We start from the raw sequence: 18,630 nt of genomic DNA on the forward strand, positions 1-18,630 counted from the left end.
CGCGATCCAACCTATCGGTCAGATCGAATGGCGACACCGATATTTGTAGGCATTGGCAAGGTGCGGGCGGTGAATGACAACCCGGGAGGCTGTCCGTAACCGTCACTTTCGCTCTTTTGCCGAATGGCGAGGACGAGGAGTTCGCGCATGGGGCGAACGTTAACGGGATCGCCATCGCGTGCAAGACTGCGCAGCCTAGGCGGATTCCGTCATACTGCGAATTCGCCACCCACAGGTTTGAAACACACAACCAGTTTATTATCGAAACGGCCTAATCAGGCCGCAGCCCAGTTGCGGCATTGCCAACGACGGACTGTGGTCCGCAAAAATTCGAGTCACCTCCCATTTGATGGGTAGCTTGCGTTACGTTTCCGGGAATGTGACATGATTTAGGCCATGATGTCGCTGGTGCGAATTATGGCAGCACTGCTCTCGGACGACCTCAGGCTCGTACTGCTTCTGTTACGTCCATCAGCGGAAATCCGTGCCGAGAACTTGGTCCTGCGCAAGCAGCTCGCCCAATACATCGAGCGCAGGGTCAGGCCGCGGCGCGTTGATGCTGCGACGCGGATCAGCCTGGCGCTGCTGACCCGTTTGTTCGATTGGCACAATGCAGCGGTCATCGTGCGTCCGCAAACGATCCTCCGCTGGCACCGAGCGGACTGGCGATTATTCTGGCGATTCGAGTGCAAACTGGGTCGCCCTGCGATTCCGGCCGAACTGCGAGTGCTGATTCGCAGAATGGCCGCCGAGAACCCGCTGTGGGGTCAAGAGCGCATTGCCAGTGAATTGTTGCTGAAACTGGGCATTCGAGTCTCACCAAGGACGGTGCGCAAGTACATGCCGAGGCCACCGGCAGGGCAACCACGGGGGGACCAGCGGTGGGCAACATTCCTGATGAACCATGCAAAAGCGATTTTGGCGTGTGACTTCTGCGTTGCTGCGACCGCGACCTTCCGACTGCTCTACGTTTTCGTGGTTATTGAACACGGAAGCCGGCGACTGGTGCGTGTCGACGTCACGGCGCATCCGGGCGCTGAATGGACCTTACAGCAGCTGCGAGAAGTTGCAGGTTTCGACAATTTTCACCGGTATCTGCTTCACGATAGGGACAGCATCTTCGCGAGGCGCCTGGATGAGTCGAGCTGTTGATTTCCGCGCGCAACTGACCCGTCTTTTCATTTCAGGCAGACCCACTTGCGCATTGAAATGCCGTTGTGTTTCCAAGCGGCTGGTATCTGACAGTGCGGGTCACTTGCCGATGAAAATCTGGGTCAGATCGGGGTGGAAATCAACAGGATTGTTATCGAAACGGCCCAATCAGGGCGCAGCCCAGTTGCGGCATTGCCAACGACAGACCCCTCCGGGGGCGCGAACCATTCGATCGCCTTCCCATCTTTTGGACTTCATTTTGAGGATCAACGCGCGCAAAATCTCTAGCTGCGTCTTCGGTGCGTAATGCGCGATGCGCGGCAGCTTGCCTACCAAACTTGATAATTTTATTTCCTGATCAGGATGCGTGGAATCAGTCAGATCAATGAACAGCCATTCCAACTTCATCGGATCAGTTGTCCACTGCTCAGCGACGTTGTTGTACCCCATTGATGTCCCCTTTCCCCGAGTCCCCGGCCCCGGGGACGTGGTGGTAGCAGTAAGAACGCTACCCTGGACAAAGCATCGCTCTTGGCGTGTGGTAGTCAAGCGGAAATTTGCCGTTGAACAAAGGCTTTTTGAGCGTTGCCTTGCAACACGTTCATACGTGTGTGGTGCCGCCCGTTTTTTGCGGCAGATTTTTCTGTTAATGATATTGCAGCGAAACCGAGAAAACGTGACGATGAAATTCCCTGTTTTTCCCATTAAATTCCCTGCTACGCTCGAATTAATTCCCCGTTCCGATTCGCGCCCAAGATCAAGAGGAGTCGATGGACATCTCGACCCTAGACGGTTTTCTGACAGCGATCGCGTGCGGCCCCAGGACCATCATGCCTAGCGAATGGATACGCTGGGTGTGGGACATGGAGAGCGGTGAAGACGCCCCGGAATTCAAGGATCAGGCCCAAGCGCAACATATTCTCGGACTCTTAATGCGCCACATGAACGAGATTGCCAAGACGCTGCACCAAGCACCAAAGGAATATGAACCGATGCTCATGGAGAATCCGAACGGCGGGGACCCAATCCCGATACTCGACGAGTGGTGTTCAGGCTTCATGAAGGGTGTGCAGCTTGATTCCAAAGGCTGGCTACCAGTCATTGCCGGCAAGCCGGATTGGATGTCGACCATCATGCTCTACGGGACAGAAGAAGGTTGGGAGGCTCTTAAGAAGAAAAACCTGTCTTTGGACGAGCACAAGGCGCTGGCCGACGGCTTGGCTGGGACGGTTCAGAAGGTTCATGCTATGTGGCTTGAGCAACGCGATAAGCAAATCGCGGGAGGCACTTTACCAAACGTCGTGCGGCGCGAATCGGTCCGCAATACGAGCAAGGTGGGGCGCAACGAGCCCTGCCCCTGCGGGTCTGGTAAAAAGTTCAAACAGTGTCATGGCAGCCCGGACCGATTGCACCGAACCCTTAACCAGGGTCCGCCGCCCTAATGCTCGCTACCCATTAAAGAAGCGTTTTCATGGCGACGATTCAACCAGTGGATGGCGAATTGGTAATCTAGCGGCCACTGGTGTCTTAAATAGTTCCGGCAAATTTATCCGTAGACGGAGTGGAGAAAGAATTCCCTGTTCTTCCCGATAAATTTCCTGATACGCCCGAATTAATTCCCTGTTCCGAATCGTGCCTGGAGACGGGGTAGATGGCCTGAGAGTCGCTCTGGATGCGAGTCTTGGCGGAGCGGGGCGCGATTTGAACCGCAAAAACATCGGGAATTCCCTGTATTTTTCCCTGTTAGCAGGGAATTTGGGCTGGAGACGGGTTCGCTTGAGACTGCCACCACCGCCAAATATCAATCGGCCTCCTTCACTACGCAACCTGCGATTTTTGTTCTCGGTCTCTGGCACCGGCAATAAGCCTCGAAGTATCAAACCCCTTCACATTAAATGCCGGGCAGTATCGGCACAAAATCCCGCCCATACCCCGTCACTAAGTCACTTTTCATGCGCTCTTCTCCGGTGCACACTTTCGCGTGCCACCTTGCAATTGTCGACGTAGTTTTAATCGCGCAAGGTTATGGAAACCCTATCGGCGCTACGCTGTCGCTTTGAAGCGTTGTGCAACGGGAAATGCGAAGAGATTTCCTGGCGCGGTCGCGAGAATTCAGTCGTCATGGGGATGACGCCGTCTTCGTCCCTTGACTGAGACCGATCTGTTGAGCCCGTTGCAGAAGTGTCCGTGCCGAGGAGTACCTTGGCGGCGGCGTGGTGGTGCGGAGAGCCGTCTAGGGCTATAGTGATCTGCAGCACGGGTGGCTGCGGGCCGACCCATGCGTGTCCTGACCTTTTGTTTGTTCCTGCTCCTCGACGGGGGCATCGCGTCCGGCGCCGGCGGAGGAGTATTCGTGTTGTCGCTCGAAGGCGGGATCGGCCCGGCGACCGCAGATTATGTCCATCGCAATATCGAGCGCGCCGCCGAGCAGCAGGCGCAGCTGGTGGTGCTGAAGATGGACACACCCGGCGGGCTCGACACCTCGATGCGGGCGATTATCAAGGACATTCTTGCCTCGCCGGTCCCGGTCGCCACCTTCGTGGCGCCGAGCGGGGCACGCGCCGCCAGCGCCGGCACTTATATCCTTTATGCCAGCCACTTCGCGGCGATGGCGCCGGCCACCAACCTCGGCGCGGCAACGCCCATCGCAATCGGCGGCATGCCGGGTTCCCCGGAACCTCAGCGCCCGACGCAGGAGCCGGAACGCAAATCCGACAAGAAGGTCCATCGAACCAAGGATACCGAGAAGGACTGGATGGGGGACACCTCGAAGCGCAAGGCGGTATTCGACGCCGCTGCTTATATCCGTGGGCTAGCGCAACTGAGGGGTCGCAACGCCGAGTGGGCGGAGCAAGCGGTGCGCGAGGCCGTGAGCCTGCCGGCCGCGGAGGCGCTGAAGCTGAAAGTGATCGACCTCATTGCGCTCGACCTGCCGGATCTGCTCAGGCAGTTGAACGGCCGCAAGGTAAACGCGGCGGACAAGGTTCGCACGTTGCAAACGGAGGGAGTCGAGCCGACCGCCGTCGAACCCGATTGGCGCAGCCGCTTCCTGGCAGTGATCACCGATCCGAGCATTGCCTACATCCTGTTGCTGCTCGGCATTTATGGCCTGCTGTTCGAGTTCTACAACCCCGGCTTTATGCTGCCCGGGGTGGCCGGCGCGATTTGTCTGTTGATCGCGTTTTACGCGCTGCAGTTGCTCCCGGTGAATTTCGCCGGCGTGGCGTTGCTCACGCTCGGAATCGCGTTCATGACCGCGGAGGTATTCGTCCCCGCCTACGGCTCGCTTGGCATCGGCGGGATCATCGCATTCATGATCGGTTCGGTCATGCTGATCGATACCGATGTCCCCGGATTCGTGCTTCCCTGGCCGCTGATCGGGGCGATCACCGTATTGAGCGCGCTGTTCATCGTGGCGGTGGTCGGCATGGCGATGCGGGCGCGCAGGCGCCCGGTGGTGAGCGGAGCCGAGGAGATCATCGGTTCCGCAGGCGAGATACTCGAGGACTTCGAGAACGAGGGCTGGGCGCGGGTCCACAGCGAGCTCTGGAAAGTCAAAAGCACGGTCCCGCTCAAGCGCGGACAGAAAGTCCGCGTCAGGGCGATTAACGGTCTGGTGCTCGAGGTTGCACCGGAGGAAGGAGACTGACGATGGGCGGATACTTTGGCATTGCTCTTCTAGTGGCGATTGGTCTGCTGCTGTTCGCCGCGCTGCGAGTGCTGCGCGAGTACGAGCGCGGCGTGGTGTTCCAGCTTGGCCGCTTCTGGGCGGTGAAAGGGCCGGGACTGATCATCATCATTCCCGGCATCCAGCAGATGGTACGGGTCGGTCTGCGGACGGTCACGATGGACGTGCCGAGCCAGGATGTGATCTCTCGCGACAACGTCTCGGTGAAAGTAAACGCAGTGGTGTACTTCCGGGTCGTGGACCCGCAGAAAGCGATCATCCAGGTCGAAAATTTCCTGATGGCAACCAGCCAATTGGCGCAGACGACGTTACGTGCAGTGCTTGGCAAGCACGAACTTGACGAGATGTTAGCCGAGCGCGAGAAGCTGAATCTCGATATTCAGAAGACGCTCGACATCCAGACTGATGCCTGGGGAATCAAGGTTGCCATGGTCGAGATCAAGCACGTGGACATCAACGAGACCATGATCCGCGCGATTGCCCGTCAGGCGGAAGCCGAGCGCGAACGGCGCGCGAAAGTGATTCATGCCGAGGGCGAACTGCAGGCTTCCGAAAAGCTACTCCAGGCAGCCCAGACGCTGGCGCAGGCGCCCGAGGCGATGCAACTGCGCTATCTGCAGACACTCAGCAACATCGCTGGCGACAAGAGCTCCACGATCGTGTTCCCGGTGCCGATGGACTTGATCGGTCCGCTGCTCGAGGCGATTAAGAAGCGTGAGCCGCGGTGAGTGGAGCGGGACCATCGGTTTATCGAACGGCGAGGGGTGTCGCGGCCGCTTTCCCTGAGGAGGTGTCACATGTCATCCAAGGAATTTGCGGAGAACAAGAAATTGGTCGAAGCGCTGCGCGAATGCGAAGAACGCTTTGAGGAATTGTTCAAGCTATCCTCCGACTGGTACTGGGAACAAGACGAGAACTTCCGCTTCACGCGAAGTATAGGCGCCATGGGCAAAACCAGCATCGAGCTGGACGGCGATATCGGCAAAACCCTGTGGAGAACGCCTTACATTGCCGACTCGAAGGAACTGTGGGCCGCGCACAAGGAAACGGTGCAGGCGCGCCGGCCGTTTTACGATTTTACCTATCAACGGGTCGGCGCCGACGGCAAGCCACACCATGTCAGCATCAGTGGCCGGCCGGTCTTCGACGCGCAGGGCAAATTCATGGGTTATCGCGGCATCGGCAAAGACGTGACCGAACGCGAGGAAAGCGAAAGAGCCCTGCGTGAGAGCGAAGCACGCTTTCGTGACCTGAACGAGCTGTCATCGGACTGGTATTGGGAGCAAGACGAGAATCTCAGATTCACAACGGTCTCTGGCGGGATCCAGGACAAGGCCGCTTCCAGGCCCGAGAACAGCATCGGCAAAACCCGCTGGGAGCTGGCCAATATCATCATGTCGGACGAGGAGTGGGCCGCGCACAAGGCAACTGTGTACGCGCACAAGCCGTTTTATGATCTGACGTTCAAGCGGATGGGAGACGACGGTTCGCTGCACTATGTCCAAATCAGCGGCCGGCCGATTTTCGACGAGCAGGGTCGCTTCAACGGCTATCGCGGTATCGCCAAAGACATCACCGAACGCATTGCTGCCGAAGAGCGTATCCAATACCTTGCCTATCACGATGGCCTCACGGCCCTGCCGAATCGCTCCATGTTCAGCCAACTCTTGAATCATGGCATCGACCACGCGCGCCGATACAACAAAGGATTGGCCGTACTCTTCCTCGACCTCGACCGATTCAAGAACATCAACGATACGCTCGGGCACGAAGCCGGCGATGCCCTGCTGCAAGAGGTCGGAAAAAGGCTCAAATATTGTGTGCGCCAGAGCGACACCGTGGCGCGCCTCGGCGGCGACGAGTTCGTCATCCTGTTGGAAGAATTGAGCGAGCCTGGGCGGGTGGCTACGGTGGCGGGCAAGATCCTTTCTGCCATCGTCAAACCGTTTCAGATGCTAGGACAGGAATTTCGCGTCACCGCAAGCATCGGCATCAGCATTTACCCGGAAGACGGCCAGGACGAGCAGACGCTGATGAAGAATGCGGACATTGCCATGTACCACGCCAAGGAGGAGGGCAAGAACAATTTCCAGTTCCATTCCGAGCGCATGGACACGCATTCATTCGAACGCCTGGCGCTGGAATCGAGCCTGCGGCGTGCCCTGGAGCGCAACGAGTTTCAGTTGCACTACCAGGCCAAGTTGGATCTAGTTACCGGGCAGATGACGGGCATGGAAGCGCTGATCCGCTGGCAGCACCCGGATCTGGGAATGGTGTCCCCGCTGCAATTCATCCCGCTTGCCGAGGAGACCGGTCTGATCGTGCCGATCGGCAAGTGGGTGCTCAAGACCGCTTGTCTGCAGAACAAGGTCTGGCAAAAAGAAGGTCTGCCGCCTTTGTGTGTGGCGGTCAATCTGTCCGCGCGGCAGTTCGCCGACGAAAACCTGCTTGCGGACATCGCCGCCATCCTCAAGGAGACCGCAATGAATCCGGCTTTCCTGGAGCTGGAAATCACCGAGAGCATGATCATGCACAACGTCGACAAGGCGGTGCAGACACTGACCCAGCTCAAGACACTGGGCATACGGCTCGCCATCGACGATTTCGGCACCGGCTATTCGTCGCTTTCCAATCTCAAGCGGTTTCCGATCGATACCCTCAAGGTCGACCGATCGTTCATTCGCGACCTTCCCGGGGATTCGGAAGACAAAGCCATTACCACGGCGATCATTGCGATGGGCAAGAGCCTGAACATGTCCTTGGTTGCCGAGGGAGTGGAAACGCAGGAGCAAGCCGAATTCCTGCGCGCGCATGCCTGCGACCAATTCCAGGGCTATTATTTCAGCAAGCCGGTCGACAAAGACAAGTTCGGAGAGTTGCTGCGCTCGCGTGTTATTGAGACCAATGCCTGACACCGTTCGCGTTGCGAAAACTTCCACAAGGACTTGGGGCTGTGACCGCAACCTATGAGCTCGATGCTTTGCTCACATTGGACGACTTCTGCGATGCAAGTCCATTTGATCAGCGCGCCGGTACCGATGGAGCAGATTGAAGTCATGCTTGGGCGTTTGTCCATCTGATCCACGGCATATCAAACCGGCAGACCGCAGCCGGCGCGTCAATGCGTTGCTCCCGGCTGCTGCAGCATCCCAATATGTTCGAGATAGCCTCCATCCCATCAGCAAGCCATATGGCTCAATCGTCAACCATGGCTTCCGTGGTGAGAAGACTCGGCGATTCCGCGAGAACACTTGCTCGAATTGCCAGACATCACCCAGCGGGCTTCACCGCAAACGGATGCGCTTGGTGTGCTGCTGCCCAACATCTCGGACCGCACACGGATTGTCTCCCAGGTCACCAACTTGACAGTACCGTTTGGAGAGTCTGTGCGACGGCGTCCGCAGCTCGACTGCAAGCGATGTGGGGGGGAATATGCACTTGGCTTTCTCTGACTATTTTTGTACGGACGGAAATTCTTCGACAAGGTAGTCCGAGAGGAGGAGGCGAGAAAGCTAGGGCGTCCCTCAGAGACCGCTGTCGCGTTGCACATTCGCGGGGGGAGAGGCAATGGCACAAGAGAGGCTCAGCGACAGTCGAGACGCTGCCTCGTTTCTGGTCTGCCGTAGCAACAGCTTTCTGTGCGCGCTCCCGCTTATGAGCGTAGCCGAGACCATGCGCCCGCTTGCGATCGAGCCGCTCGCCGCCATGCCGCCTTTTCTACTTGGAGTCTCCGTCATTCGCGGGGTGCCTGTGCCCATCGTCGACACCGGCAAACTCTTCGGTTCAACCACGTCGACGCGACCGCAGCGGATCGTCACCCTCAAGATTGGCGAACGCCTGGTCGGGCTCGCAGTCGATTCTGTGCTCGGCGTGCAAGCAATTCCGGTCGCGTCGCTCAACGAAGTTCCTCCGCTCCTGCACCAGGTTGGCGACGAAACCGTGTCGGCGATCACCCGACTCGACGCCGAATTGCTGCTCGTTCTGGAAAGTGCCCGGATCGTGCCCGAGTCGGTGTGGGCGGCCATCGACTCAAGGGGAGTTGCGGCATGACGGTTGCGGTCGGTCGCTATGAGGTGGAGCAGTTCCGGGCACTCGTCGCCGATCGACTGGGGCTGTTCTTCGACGACTCGAAACTGGGCTTGCTCGCCGAAACCCTGCGTCGCCGCATCGAAGCCAACCATGACGCCGGCGTGCCATACCTCGATCGCTTGGCGGCACGACACTTACCGCCGGAAGAGTTAGGCCAGCTTGCGCAGGAACTCACGGTCACAGAGACCTACTTCTATCGCGGCCCCGATCAGATTCGGGCATTCATCGAACTTGCATTGCCACAGTGTCTCGCAGCCAGCGCGGGAATGCGCAAGGTTCGGGTGCTCTCGGCAGGCTGTGCTTCCGGCGATGAGCCGTATTCACTCGCCATAGCCATCCGCGAGCAATTAGTGGAGGCCGCCGATCGGGTGTCGATCACAGCGGTAGACGTGAATCCGGCGATGCTGGAGAAGGCGCGCCGTGCCTGTTACAGCACCTGGTCACTGCGCGAGTTGCCGCCACCGCTGCGCCCGCGCTGGTTCCGCACCGAGGGTGCGAGTTTCATTCTCGATGACGCCGTCCGTCGCGCCGTTGCGTTCGAGAAATGCAACCTCGCGCACGACGACTCCGATTTATGGACGCTGCCATCCTGGGACATCGTGTTCTGCCGTAATGTGTTGATGTACTTCGATCCGACGCTGGCGCGGGCGGTAGTGGCGCGCTTCGCGCGCGCTCTCGCACGTGACGGCTATCTGTTTCTCGGTCACGCCGAGACGCTGCGCGGGCTATCGAATAATTTCCACCTTTGCCACACGCACGGGACGTTTTATTACCAGTTAAAGGATGGCGCGCTGGAGCAAGATATCGCCGCACCCTTCCAAGACCGGATCAATTGGGCCGCACCGCCACGGTTCGACGACACTGCGACCTGGGTGGACACGGTACGGCGCGCGGCCGAGCGCATTGATGCCCTGGCTGAAACCTCGAACCAGTTGGCGTCGCCGCCGGTCGTATCACCGCCGGTCCAACCCGCGCCCGATCTGGCGCGCACGCTGGAGCTGCTAAAGAGCGAGCGCTACGATCAGGCGTTGATGCAGCTCAGCACGCTGTCGGCCGAGCAGGCGCGCGAACCGGAAGTATTGCTGCTGCGCGCGGTCTCATTGGCGCACAGCGGCGCGCTGGCGCAGGCGGAGCAGGTGTGCCGCGAATTGCTCGAGCGCGACGAGCTCAATGCCGGCGCGCACTATGTGCTGGCGCTCTGCCGCGAAGGTTTGGGCAACCTCGCGGGCGCGGTCGAGGAGGATCAGACGGCGGTGTATCTCGATTCCGGATTCGCCATGGCGCGTTTGCATCTGGGGATCCTGGCGCGACGCCGCGGCGAGCGCGAGTTGGCGCACCGGGAGTTGTCACAGGCGCTGACGCTGTTGCAACAGGAGGACGCCTCGCGGCTGCTGTTGTTCGGCGGCGGTTTCAGCCGTGAAGCACTTGGTGCCCTGTGTCGGGGCGAGCTCAAAAAATGTGGAGAGCCGGCATGACGCAGTCGGATAACTCGATCGCGGTAACCGTGGCCACCCTGCGGCGTGAGTTCGATAGCAGCTTCGCTCAGCCGCCGGCGACGGACATTGCGCTCCGCGAAAATTTCCTCGCCGTGCGTATCGGCGGCGATGCCTATGCCATTCGCGTGGCCGAGATCGGCGGACTGTATGCCGATCGCCACGTCGTCCCGCTGCCCACGCCCATGCCGGAACTGCTCGGCCTGGCTGGTTTTCGCGGCCAGATTGCGCCGGTGTACGACCTGGCGGCACTGCTCGGGTATGCGCCACGCACGTCGCCGCGCTGGCTCGTGCTCGTGCGGCGGCGTGAGACCGTGGCGCTCGCGTTCGATGCGTTCGAGGGGCAACTGATGGTGTCGCCGGAGCGCATCGTCACGCCGACCAACACGACCGAAGAAGGCGAGACACGGCCGCATGTACGCGGCGCGGTGCAGACCGGCAATGCGTTGCGCCCGATCGTGAATCTGCCATTGGTATTCGACGACATTCAAAAACGGGTGGAAACCGCCCATTCCTCGAAGGAGCGATGAACCATGAACAAGAACTGGACGTTTGGAAGAAAGATAGCGACCGGCTTCGTGGTCTCGTCAGTATTGCTTGTAGGAATCGGCCTGGTTGCGTATCGGAGCATAGACTTGCTCATCACAACCAGCTCCTCGGTCGCTCACACGCACAAGGTTTTGGAGGAGATCGCCGGCGTGTTGAGCCTGTTGAAGGACGCCGAGACCGGGCAGCGTGGATTTATCATCACCGGCGATGAGGGATTTCTCGAACCGTACCTGAATGGGCGCGACGCGGTTCCCAAACTGCTGAAGGATCTCCGGGAGCTGACCGCCGATAACCCCGATCAGCAGCGACGGATAGATCAAGTTGAATCGCTTACGGCGGCGAAATTTGCCGAGTTGAAGCGGACCATCGAGCTTCGCCGGAACGCCAGCCTCGAACAGGCGGTGAAGATCGTCAGTGGCGGCGAGGGCAAGAAGATTATGGATGATCTGCGCCAGGTGTTCGAACAAATGGATCGCAACGAAAGGGAATTGCTTAAGAAGCGCGCGACCGACGCGGAGGGTACCGCGAACAACGCCAGGTCAACCATTCTTTTCGGCACCTTATTGTGCCTTCTGTTCGTGAGCGGCGCCGGTATCTTCCTCACGCGCTCGCTCGGGAGCCAAATCGGCACCGCGGTCGGTTACGTGCAAAGTTCTTCCTCCGAGCTGCAAGCGGCGGCGACACAACAGGCCTCCGGCGCGAGAGAGCAGGCCAATGCCATGAACGAGATCACCACCACCATCAGCGAGCTGGTGGCGACCTCGCGCCAGATCGCCGAGAGCGCGCAGCGCGTGGCGCAGATCGCGGAGCAGACGGCGACGGCGGCTCGTCACGGCGAAGGCACCGTGGAGAAAGGCCAGGAGTCTGTTTCGGGCATCCGGCGCCAGGTGGATCTGGTGGTGAATCACATGCTCGATCTCGGCAAGAAATCGCAGGAGATCGGTGGCGTGCTCGAGATCGTATCGGAACTCGCCGAGCAGACCAATATCCTCGCCATCAACGCCACCATCGAGGCCGCCGGCGCCGGCGAGACGGGCAGACGTTTCGCCGTGGTGGCCGATGAGATCCGCAAGCTTGCCGACCGCGTGGCGAACTCCACCAAGGAGATTCGCGCACTCATTGACGATGTGCGCAGCGCCGTCAACACGACCGTGATGGCGACCGAGAGCAGCGCCAAGGCGGTGGATACGGGCTCGCGCCAGTTCGTCGAGGTCGCGGTCGCATTCAAGCAGATCGCCGGCCTGGTCGGCACAACCACCGACGCCGCGCGCGAGATCGAGCTCTCTACGAAGCAGCAGGCAAGTGCCGCCGAGCAGGTGCGCGTGGCGGTGTCGGACGTGGCGCAGACCACGCACCAAACCGAGGCCAGCACGGGCCAGACGTTGCAGACCGCCTCGCAACTGGCGGGCTTGTCGCGTGAGTTGCTGCGGCTGATTCAGCCGCAGGCGGCCGGCGCGTAGGCAATTCGATGGCTAAGGATCCCTATCGTTTCTTCCGGGTCGAGGCGCGCGAACTGCTGGATCAACTCGCGAAAACGACGCTTGATCTGGAAAAGAGCCCGGCCACCGCGGAGCAAGTGTCGCGGCTGCTGCGACTGGCGCATACGCTTAAAGGTGCGGCGCGTGTGGTAAAACAGCGCGAGGTATCGGATCTTGCGCACGCGGTGGAGGATGCGCTGGCGCCGTACCGTGATAGCGGAAAAGAGATTCCCCGCGAGCACATTGATGGTGTTTTGGCCACGCTCGATGCGATCACCGCCAGGCTGGCGCAGCTTCCGGCGCCGCCGGGTGAAGAATCCGCGACGGCACCCGGAACCACAGCTGAACCGATTAATACCGTGCGCGCCGAGGTGGCCGAGGTGGACGCCCTGCTCGATGGCCTCGGTGAAGTTCACGGCGAGGTGGCCACTCTGCGCCGCGCGATGAATAGCGCTGCGCGTGCGCGCGATCTCGCCGCCTTACTTGCCGACCAACTGGCTACGCCGCGCCTCGCTGACACGCAGCGTTCGGCCGGACCAGCGGCATCGTTTATCAAGGCGCGCTCGCTGGCCGAGGAACTGCATACGGCGATCGCGGACCTGGAACGTAATGTCGCCGGCAGCGTCGAGCGCGTCGACCGCGAACTGCGTCAGGCGCGCGAATTGACTGAAGGCTTGCGGTTGGTGCCGGCCGGGACGATTTTCAATGCGCTCGAACGCGTGGCGCGCGATGCCGCCCACGGCGCCGGCAAGCGCGTCGTATTCGAGACCAACGGCGGCGACACGCGCCTCGACGGACATGTGCTGGATGCAGTGCAAAGCGCGTTGGTACAGCTCGTGCGCAACGCCGTAGCGCATGGCGTCGAGCCCGAGGGCATGCGTGCGCGTGCGGGCAAACCGGTCGACGGTCGCGTAATGATCGAGGTCACGCGCCGCGGTCATCGGGTGTCATTTATCTGTCGCGACGACGGTCGCGGCGTGGACCTGGAAGCGGTGCGGCGGGCGCTCGAGCGCAATGGTGCCTTGTCCCGCGACACCGAGAGCCTCGGCGCCGCTGAACTGTTGCAGCGATTGCTCAGGGGCGGCATCACAACCTCCGGTGCGGTGACCGAACTCTCAGGCCGAGGCATCGGGCTCGACGTCGTGCGCGAAATAGCGGATCGGCTCGGTGGCGAGGTCTTGGTGCAAACGGCCGACGGTTCGGGCACGACCGTTGAGTTGCGCGCGCCGGTGTCGCTCGCCTCGCTCGAGGTGCTGATCGTCGAAACCGGAGGCGAAGCCGCGGCGATCCCGCTCGATGCGGTGCGGGCTACGTTGCGCGTTGCCGCGCGCGACATCTCGCATGCACCCGAGGGCGACGCGATCGTGCACCAGGACCGTCTTATTCCCCTGGTTTCGCTCGCGCCTTCGGTTATGAACAGAAACAAGGACTCCAAGACCAATGGGGATGGGCGGGCCATTTCGGCGGTGATAGTGGCCGGCGCGACCGCGACCGCGGCGGTTGCCGTCGATCGCCTGCTCGGCACCGAGACCATCACGCTGCGTCCGCTGCCCAGGCTGGCGCCAGCGGCGGCAGTCGTGTCGGGCGTGCATATTGATGCCGAAGGCAACCCGCGCCCGGTGCTCAACCCCGAGGCGATCGTCAGTCCCGCGTATCGGTCGGCGGCGCGCGAGCTGGGGCCAGCCGCCGCAGCACATCCGATTCTCGTCATTGACGATTCGCTCACCACGCGCATGCTTGAGCAAAGCATCCTCGAGTCGGCCGGCTTTGAGGTCGAGCTCGCCACTTCAGGCGAAGAGGCGCTCGATAAGGCGCACGCGAATCATTTCGGGTTATTCCTGGTCGATGTCGAGATGCCGGGCATGGACGGGTTCACATTCATCGAACGCTCCCGCGCCGATCCGTTGCTGCGCAACGTGCCCTGCATCCTCGTGACCTCACGCGAGTCCGCCGAAGACCGGAAGCGCGGGGAGGCCGCGGGCGCGGGCGCGTATATCGTCAAGAGCGAGTTCGACCAGGTGGACTTCCTGGACCGGATTGCAAGGCTGATACGGCAATGAATCCTATTCGCGTACTGGTGGTCGAGGATTCGGTCACGATACGCAAGCGCCTGCGCGAGGTGCTCGGCGCTGATCCTGACGTCGAGGTCGTCGGCGAAGCCGAAGACGGCAAGCGCGCGATCGAACTGTGCGAGAGCCTGCGTCCGGACATCATCACGCTGGACATGATGTTGCCGGTTATGAGCGGACTGGCTGCGACCGAGTACATCATGGCGCACTGGCCCACGCCGATTTTGATTGTCTCGTCGTCGACCAATCGCGGCGAGCTGTTCAAGACCTACGAGGCGCTCGCCGCAGGCGCGCTCGACGTCATGGAAAAACCTGCCGGCGATGAGATCGACGGAGTTTGGGAGCGGCGGCTAGTCTCCACCGTGAAGCTGGTTGCGCGTGTCAAAGTTATCACGCATCTGCGTGCACGCCTCGGGTCTGTCGATTCAGCGCGGGCACCGCCGGGGCGAGCCGCGGCGCCGCTGCCGCGGTCGGACAGGGGGCGACCGTATCGAATTGTCGTGCTCGGTGCATCGACCGGCGGCCCGGCAGCGATTCTCCAGGTGCTGCACGCGGTGCCTCGGGAATTTCCGCTTCCCGTGCTGGTAGTGCTGCACATCGGGGAGCCGTTCGGATCGGCCTTTGCGGACTGGCTCGACGGCCAAAGCCCGCATCGGGTGCGCTACGCGCAGGAGGGGCAGCGCCTCGATGCGACCGGTGTGTTCCTGGCACCGCCCGGTCGCCACCTCATTGTGCGCAACGACCGGTTGCATCTGACTGATGATCCGGAGCGGCATTCCTGCCGGCCGTCGGTGGACGTGCTGTTCGAGTCGGTGGCGCGCGAATACGGTGCTGCAGCCATCGCCTGCTTGCTCACGGGGATGGGCCGCGACGGCGCGAGCGGTCTGCTCGATATCCGCAAGGCAGGGGGCTTCACGATCGCACAGGACGAAGCCACTTGCGTTGTTTACGGTATGCCGCGCGAGGCCATTCTGCTTGGCGCAGCGGCATCCGTTCTGCCATTGCCGGAGATTGGCCGGACACTTGCCGCGCTGGTTCACCAAATGGAAGTCTTGAATCAGCGATGAACGGCACCGTCATGATTGTCGACGACAGCCTCACGGTGCGCATGGACCTGATCGAGGCCTTTGCTGCCGAGGGTATGCGTGCAATCGGTTGCGAAACCGCGGCCGCAGCGCGCGAAACGCTCGCCAGGGAATCGGTCGGATTGGTGATTCTCGATGTGCTGCTGCCGGACGGAAACGGCGTCGAACTGGCGAAGGAAATCCGCGCCCACCCCGCGGCGGCAAACGTGCCTATCCTCATGCTCTCCACGGAGGGGGAAGTTCGCGATCGCATCCGCGGCCTGACAATCGGCATCGACGACTACGTTGGAAAGCCTTACGACCGCGACTACGTCGTAGCGCGCGCCCGCGAGCTGCTGGGGCGCAGCCAGGACTTGGCACCGGCCGCGAATGCCACCATTCTGGTCATCGACGACAGTGCCACGTTTCGCGCCGAGCTCTGTGGTGCACTCGAGGGGGCGGGGTACCGCGTGCTGAGCGCCAAAAGCGGCGAGGAGGGTCTGCGCAGCGCGGCGGCGAATCGACCGACGGCGATCATCGTCGACGGTGTGTTACCGGGCATCGACGGCGCGAGCGTTGTGCGGAAGATCCGGCTCGATGCCGCCCTGCGGCAGACGCCATGCGTGCTTCTAACGGGATCCAGCGTCGATCGCAGCGTCGAGTTGCACGCGCTTGATGCCGGTGCCGATGCCTTCGTGCGCAAGGAAGAAGATATGGATATCGTGCTGGCACGAGTGGCCGCAGTGTTGCGTGTCAGCGTCAATGCGAATCGCGAAACGGCAAGCCTGCTGGGCCCGAAAAAAGTCCTCGCCGTCGACGACAGCATGACCTACCTGGAAGAACTGACGACAATCCTATGCGGCGAGGGTTATGACGTCATTCCGGCACGCTCCGGCGAGGAGGCGCTTGAAATGCTCGCGGTGCAGCCGGTCGACTGCATCCTCCTTGATCGGTTGATGCCCGGCATGGATGGCACAGAGACCTGCCGGCGTATCAAGGCGTCCCCCGCCACGCGCGATATCCCGCTGATAATGCTCACGGCGATGGAGGATCGCAATGCCATGATCGAAGGGTTGGGCACCGGCGCCGACGACTATGTACTGAAGTCCAGCGAGGAGGAGGTGCTCAAGGCGCGCGTCCGCGCGCAATTACGCCGCAAGCAGATCGAGGACGAGAGCCGTCGGATACGCTTGCAGCTGCTGCGGAAGGAGCTGGAGGCGGCAGAGGCGCGTGCGGCGAAGGAGCTGGCGGAAACAAAGGCCGCGCTGGTCGAAGAGCTGGAGCAAAAGAACCGTAAGCTCGAAATCTTCGCAAACGAAGCCTGGCGCGCCGAAGAGAAGTTTCGCGCGTTGGCGGAAGCGGCGAGCGACGCGATCCTGTCTGCCGATCAGGAGGGGATGATCGTCTACGCCAACCCCGCCGCGGAGCGCCTGTTTGACTACACGCGCGCGGAACTTCTCGGGCAGCCGCTGACGGGTCTCATGCCCGAGCGCTTCAGGGCAGCCCATGCGGAGGGGTTTCGACGTTATCTCTCGGGCGCTGCGGCGCGCATTGTCGGGAAGGGGGTCGTGGAACTCACCGGTCGACGCAAGGATGGCGGTGAATTTCCTATCGAGCTATCCCTTGGCGAATGGCGCGAGGAAACGCAGCATCAATTCACGGCAATTATTCGTGACATCACCGTTCGCCTGGAAATGGAGCAGCGCATTCGGGCGCTCAACGAGGGCCTCGAACGGCGGGCGGCGGCGCTGGCGGCCGCCAATAAGGAGCTCGAGGCTTTTTCGTACTCGGTATCGCATGACCTGCGCGCGCCGCTGCGCAGCATTGACGGTTTCAGCCTGGCATTGCTCGAAGACTGCGGCGACCAGTTGGACGAACACGGAAAGCATTACCTGCACAGTGTTAGGGAGTCGGCGCAACACATGGCGCAGCTCATCGACGGTCTACTGACGCTGTCGCGCGTTACCCGGCAGGATCTGCGGCGGGCCGGCGTGGACCTCACGGCATTGGCGCGCAAAATCACCGAGCGGCTGCGTGGCGCGCAGCCTGACCGGCCGATGGAGTGCGTCATTGCGGAGGGGTTGAGGGGCGAGGGCGATGCGCAACTCCTTGAAGTGGCGCTGGGGAACTTGCTCAGCAACGCCTGGAAGTTCACCGGCAAGCGCGAACGCGGCCGCATCGAGTTCGGAAGGCAGGAAGATGGCAACCGCAACGTCTTCTTCGTGCGTGACAACGGGGCGGGTTTCGATATGAATTATGCAACCAAGCTCTTCGGCGTGTTCCAACGCCTGCACACGGCGGCGGAATTCGAGGGAACGGGTGTCGGACTGGCCACCGTGCAGCGCGTTATCGATCGCCACGGCGGGCACGTATGGGCGGAAGGCGCGGTAGGGTCGGGCGCCACCTTTTACTTTACACTGGGCAACAAGGAGATCGCGTCATGATCGAGGATCGATCGATTCTGCTCGTGGAGGACAATCCGAAGGACGAGGAATTGACGCTGCGGGCGCTGCGTAAAAATGGGATCTCCAACGAGATTATCGTGGCGCGCGATGGTGTCGAGGCACTGGACTTCCTGTTCGCGCGCGGTTCACACGCGAAACGCGATCCCAATGCGCTACCGCGGCTTGTACTGCTCGATCTCAAGCTGCCCAAAGTCGACGGGTTCGAGGTTATGCGGCAATTGCGCACTCACGAGCGCACCAAGCTGCTGCCAGTCGTGATCCTGACAACCTCCAATGAAGAGCAGGATCGCCTTGCCGGCTACCGTAACGGAGCCAACAGCTACGTGCGCAAGCCGGTTGATTTCAACGAGTTCATGGAGGCAGTACGCCAGCTCGGGCTCTACTGGCTGATTCTGAACGAAGCCCCGCCGGCGCCCCGGGAGTCTTAGAGGTGTGATTCCGGCTCGCGCGCTCAATGAATCTCATCTTCTTCCGATAGAGCAATCATCGGGTCTGGCTTGGTCGCGCCGTTAATGCTGCGCAACTACAGCATGCTTTTTTGCCTTTTTTCTCTAAAGGTCCGGTGGATGTTGCCGTTATGGCG

General features: G+C 61.1%; 14 protein-coding genes. 13 read left to right on the plus strand and 1 reads right to left on the minus strand.

Annotation, left to right across the window (positions count from 1 at the left end):
• Nucleotides 1-396: 396 nt before the first annotated feature.
• Nucleotides 397-1,152 (plus strand): helix-turn-helix domain-containing protein, encoded by a 756-nt coding sequence (locus tag HY067_14710; protein ID MBI3529205.1) that lies wholly within the window; start codon nt 397-399, stop codon nt 1,150-1,152.
• A gap of 168 nt (nt 1,153-1,320) precedes the next feature.
• Here HY067_14710 and HY067_14715 read toward each other — a convergent pair whose 3' ends face one another.
• Nucleotides 1,321-1,602 (minus strand): hypothetical protein, encoded by a 282-nt coding sequence (locus HY067_14715; GenBank protein ID MBI3529206.1) that lies wholly within the window; start codon nt 1,600-1,602, stop codon nt 1,321-1,323.
• Nucleotides 1,603-1,922: 320 nt separating this feature from the next.
• On the opposite strand from HY067_14715, the gene HY067_14720 reads away from it, so the two are divergent.
• The 12 genes from HY067_14720 (at nt 1,923) to HY067_14775 (ending at nt 18,475) form a co-directional block, all read left to right on the plus strand.
• Nucleotides 1,923-2,594, plus strand: coding sequence for a UPF0149 family protein (locus HY067_14720; protein ID MBI3529207.1), 672 nt, complete (start codon nt 1,923-1,925; stop codon nt 2,592-2,594).
• Nucleotides 2,595-3,430: 836 nt separating this feature from the next.
• Nucleotides 3,431-4,801, plus strand: a complete 1,371-nt coding sequence (locus HY067_14725; GenBank protein ID MBI3529208.1) for a nodulation protein NfeD — start codon at nt 3,431-3,433, stop codon at nt 4,799-4,801.
• A 2-nt stretch (nt 4,802-4,803) separates the two neighbouring features.
• The gene (locus tag HY067_14730; GenBank protein ID MBI3529209.1) at nt 4,804-5,568 is read left to right on the plus strand and encodes a slipin family protein; all 765 of its coding nucleotides are present in this window, start codon (nt 4,804-4,806) and stop codon (nt 5,566-5,568) included.
• A gap of 435 nt (nt 5,569-6,003) precedes the next feature.
• Nucleotides 6,004-7,752, plus strand: a complete 1,749-nt coding sequence (locus HY067_14735; protein ID MBI3529210.1) for an EAL domain-containing protein — start codon at nt 6,004-6,006, stop codon at nt 7,750-7,752.
• A gap of 655 nt (nt 7,753-8,407) precedes the next feature.
• Complete coding sequence (locus tag HY067_14740; GenBank protein ID MBI3529211.1) at nt 8,408-8,890, plus strand: chemotaxis protein CheW; 483 nt, start codon at nt 8,408-8,410, stop codon at nt 8,888-8,890.
• Nucleotides 8,887-10,404, plus strand: a complete 1,518-nt coding sequence (locus HY067_14745) for a protein-glutamate O-methyltransferase (GenBank protein ID MBI3529212.1) — start codon at nt 8,887-8,889, stop codon at nt 10,402-10,404. The genes HY067_14740 and HY067_14745 overlap by 4 nt, the downstream gene beginning before the upstream one ends.
• Complete coding sequence (locus HY067_14750) at nt 10,401-10,952, plus strand: chemotaxis protein CheW (GenBank protein ID MBI3529213.1); 552 nt, start codon at nt 10,401-10,403, stop codon at nt 10,950-10,952. The genes HY067_14745 and HY067_14750 overlap by 4 nt, the downstream gene beginning before the upstream one ends.
• A 3-nt stretch (nt 10,953-10,955) precedes the next feature.
• The gene (locus HY067_14755; protein ID MBI3529214.1) at nt 10,956-12,431 is read left to right on the plus strand and encodes a CHASE3 domain-containing protein; all 1,476 of its coding nucleotides are present in this window, start codon (nt 10,956-10,958) and stop codon (nt 12,429-12,431) included.
• 8 nt (nt 12,432-12,439) lie between these two features.
• A complete protein-coding gene (locus HY067_14760) occupies nt 12,440-14,509 on the plus strand; it encodes a response regulator (protein ID MBI3529215.1) in 2,070 nt (689 codons plus the stop codon).
• Nucleotides 14,506-15,585, plus strand: a complete 1,080-nt coding sequence (gene cheB / locus HY067_14765) for a chemotaxis-specific protein-glutamate methyltransferase CheB (protein ID MBI3529216.1) — start codon at nt 14,506-14,508, stop codon at nt 15,583-15,585. Before HY067_14760 ends, cheB begins: the two co-directional genes overlap by 4 nt.
• Nucleotides 15,582-18,026 carry a response regulator gene (locus HY067_14770; protein ID MBI3529217.1) on the plus strand — a complete coding sequence of 815 codons (2,445 nt, stop codon included), beginning with the start codon at nt 15,582-15,584 and terminating at the stop codon, nt 18,024-18,026. The genes cheB and HY067_14770 overlap by 4 nt, the downstream gene beginning before the upstream one ends.
• The gene (locus tag HY067_14775) at nt 18,023-18,475 is read left to right on the plus strand and encodes a response regulator (GenBank protein MBI3529218.1); all 453 of its coding nucleotides are present in this window, start codon (nt 18,023-18,025) and stop codon (nt 18,473-18,475) included. Before HY067_14770 ends, HY067_14775 begins: the two co-directional genes overlap by 4 nt.
• The last annotated feature ends 155 nt before the right edge of the window (nt 18,476-18,630 follow it).

This window comes from Betaproteobacteria bacterium, from assembly GCA_016194905.1.
Lineage (GTDB): Bacteria > Pseudomonadota > Gammaproteobacteria > Burkholderiales > JACQAP01 > JACQAP01.

Bases quoted from the DNA above. Each gene is read 5' to 3' on its own strand.
- HY067_14710 (MBI3529205.1), top strand. From the start codon at position 397: ATGATGTCGCTGGTGCGAATTATGGCAGCACTGCTCTCGGACGACCTC.
- HY067_14715 (MBI3529206.1), bottom strand. From the start codon at position 1,602: ATGGGGTACAACAACGTCGCTGAGCAGTGGACAACTGATCCGATGAAG.
- HY067_14720 (MBI3529207.1), top strand. From the start codon at position 1,923: ATGGACATCTCGACCCTAGACGGTTTTCTGACAGCGATCGCGTGCGGC.
- HY067_14725 (MBI3529208.1), top strand. From the start codon at position 3,431: ATGCGTGTCCTGACCTTTTGTTTGTTCCTGCTCCTCGACGGGGGCATC.
- HY067_14730 (MBI3529209.1), top strand. From the start codon at position 4,804: ATGGGCGGATACTTTGGCATTGCTCTTCTAGTGGCGATTGGTCTGCTG.
- HY067_14735 (MBI3529210.1), top strand. From the start codon at position 6,004: ATGGGTTATCGCGGCATCGGCAAAGACGTGACCGAACGCGAGGAAAGC.
- HY067_14740 (MBI3529211.1), top strand. From the start codon at position 8,408: ATGGCACAAGAGAGGCTCAGCGACAGTCGAGACGCTGCCTCGTTTCTG.
- HY067_14745 (MBI3529212.1), top strand. From the start codon at position 8,887: ATGACGGTTGCGGTCGGTCGCTATGAGGTGGAGCAGTTCCGGGCACTC.
- HY067_14750 (MBI3529213.1), top strand. From the start codon at position 10,401: ATGACGCAGTCGGATAACTCGATCGCGGTAACCGTGGCCACCCTGCGG.
- HY067_14755 (MBI3529214.1), top strand. From the start codon at position 10,956: ATGAACAAGAACTGGACGTTTGGAAGAAAGATAGCGACCGGCTTCGTG.
- HY067_14760 (MBI3529215.1), top strand. From the start codon at position 12,440: ATGGCTAAGGATCCCTATCGTTTCTTCCGGGTCGAGGCGCGCGAACTG.
- cheB (MBI3529216.1), top strand. From the start codon at position 14,506: ATGAATCCTATTCGCGTACTGGTGGTCGAGGATTCGGTCACGATACGC.
- HY067_14770 (MBI3529217.1), top strand. From the start codon at position 15,582: ATGAACGGCACCGTCATGATTGTCGACGACAGCCTCACGGTGCGCATG.
- HY067_14775 (MBI3529218.1), top strand. From the start codon at position 18,023: ATGATCGAGGATCGATCGATTCTGCTCGTGGAGGACAATCCGAAGGAC.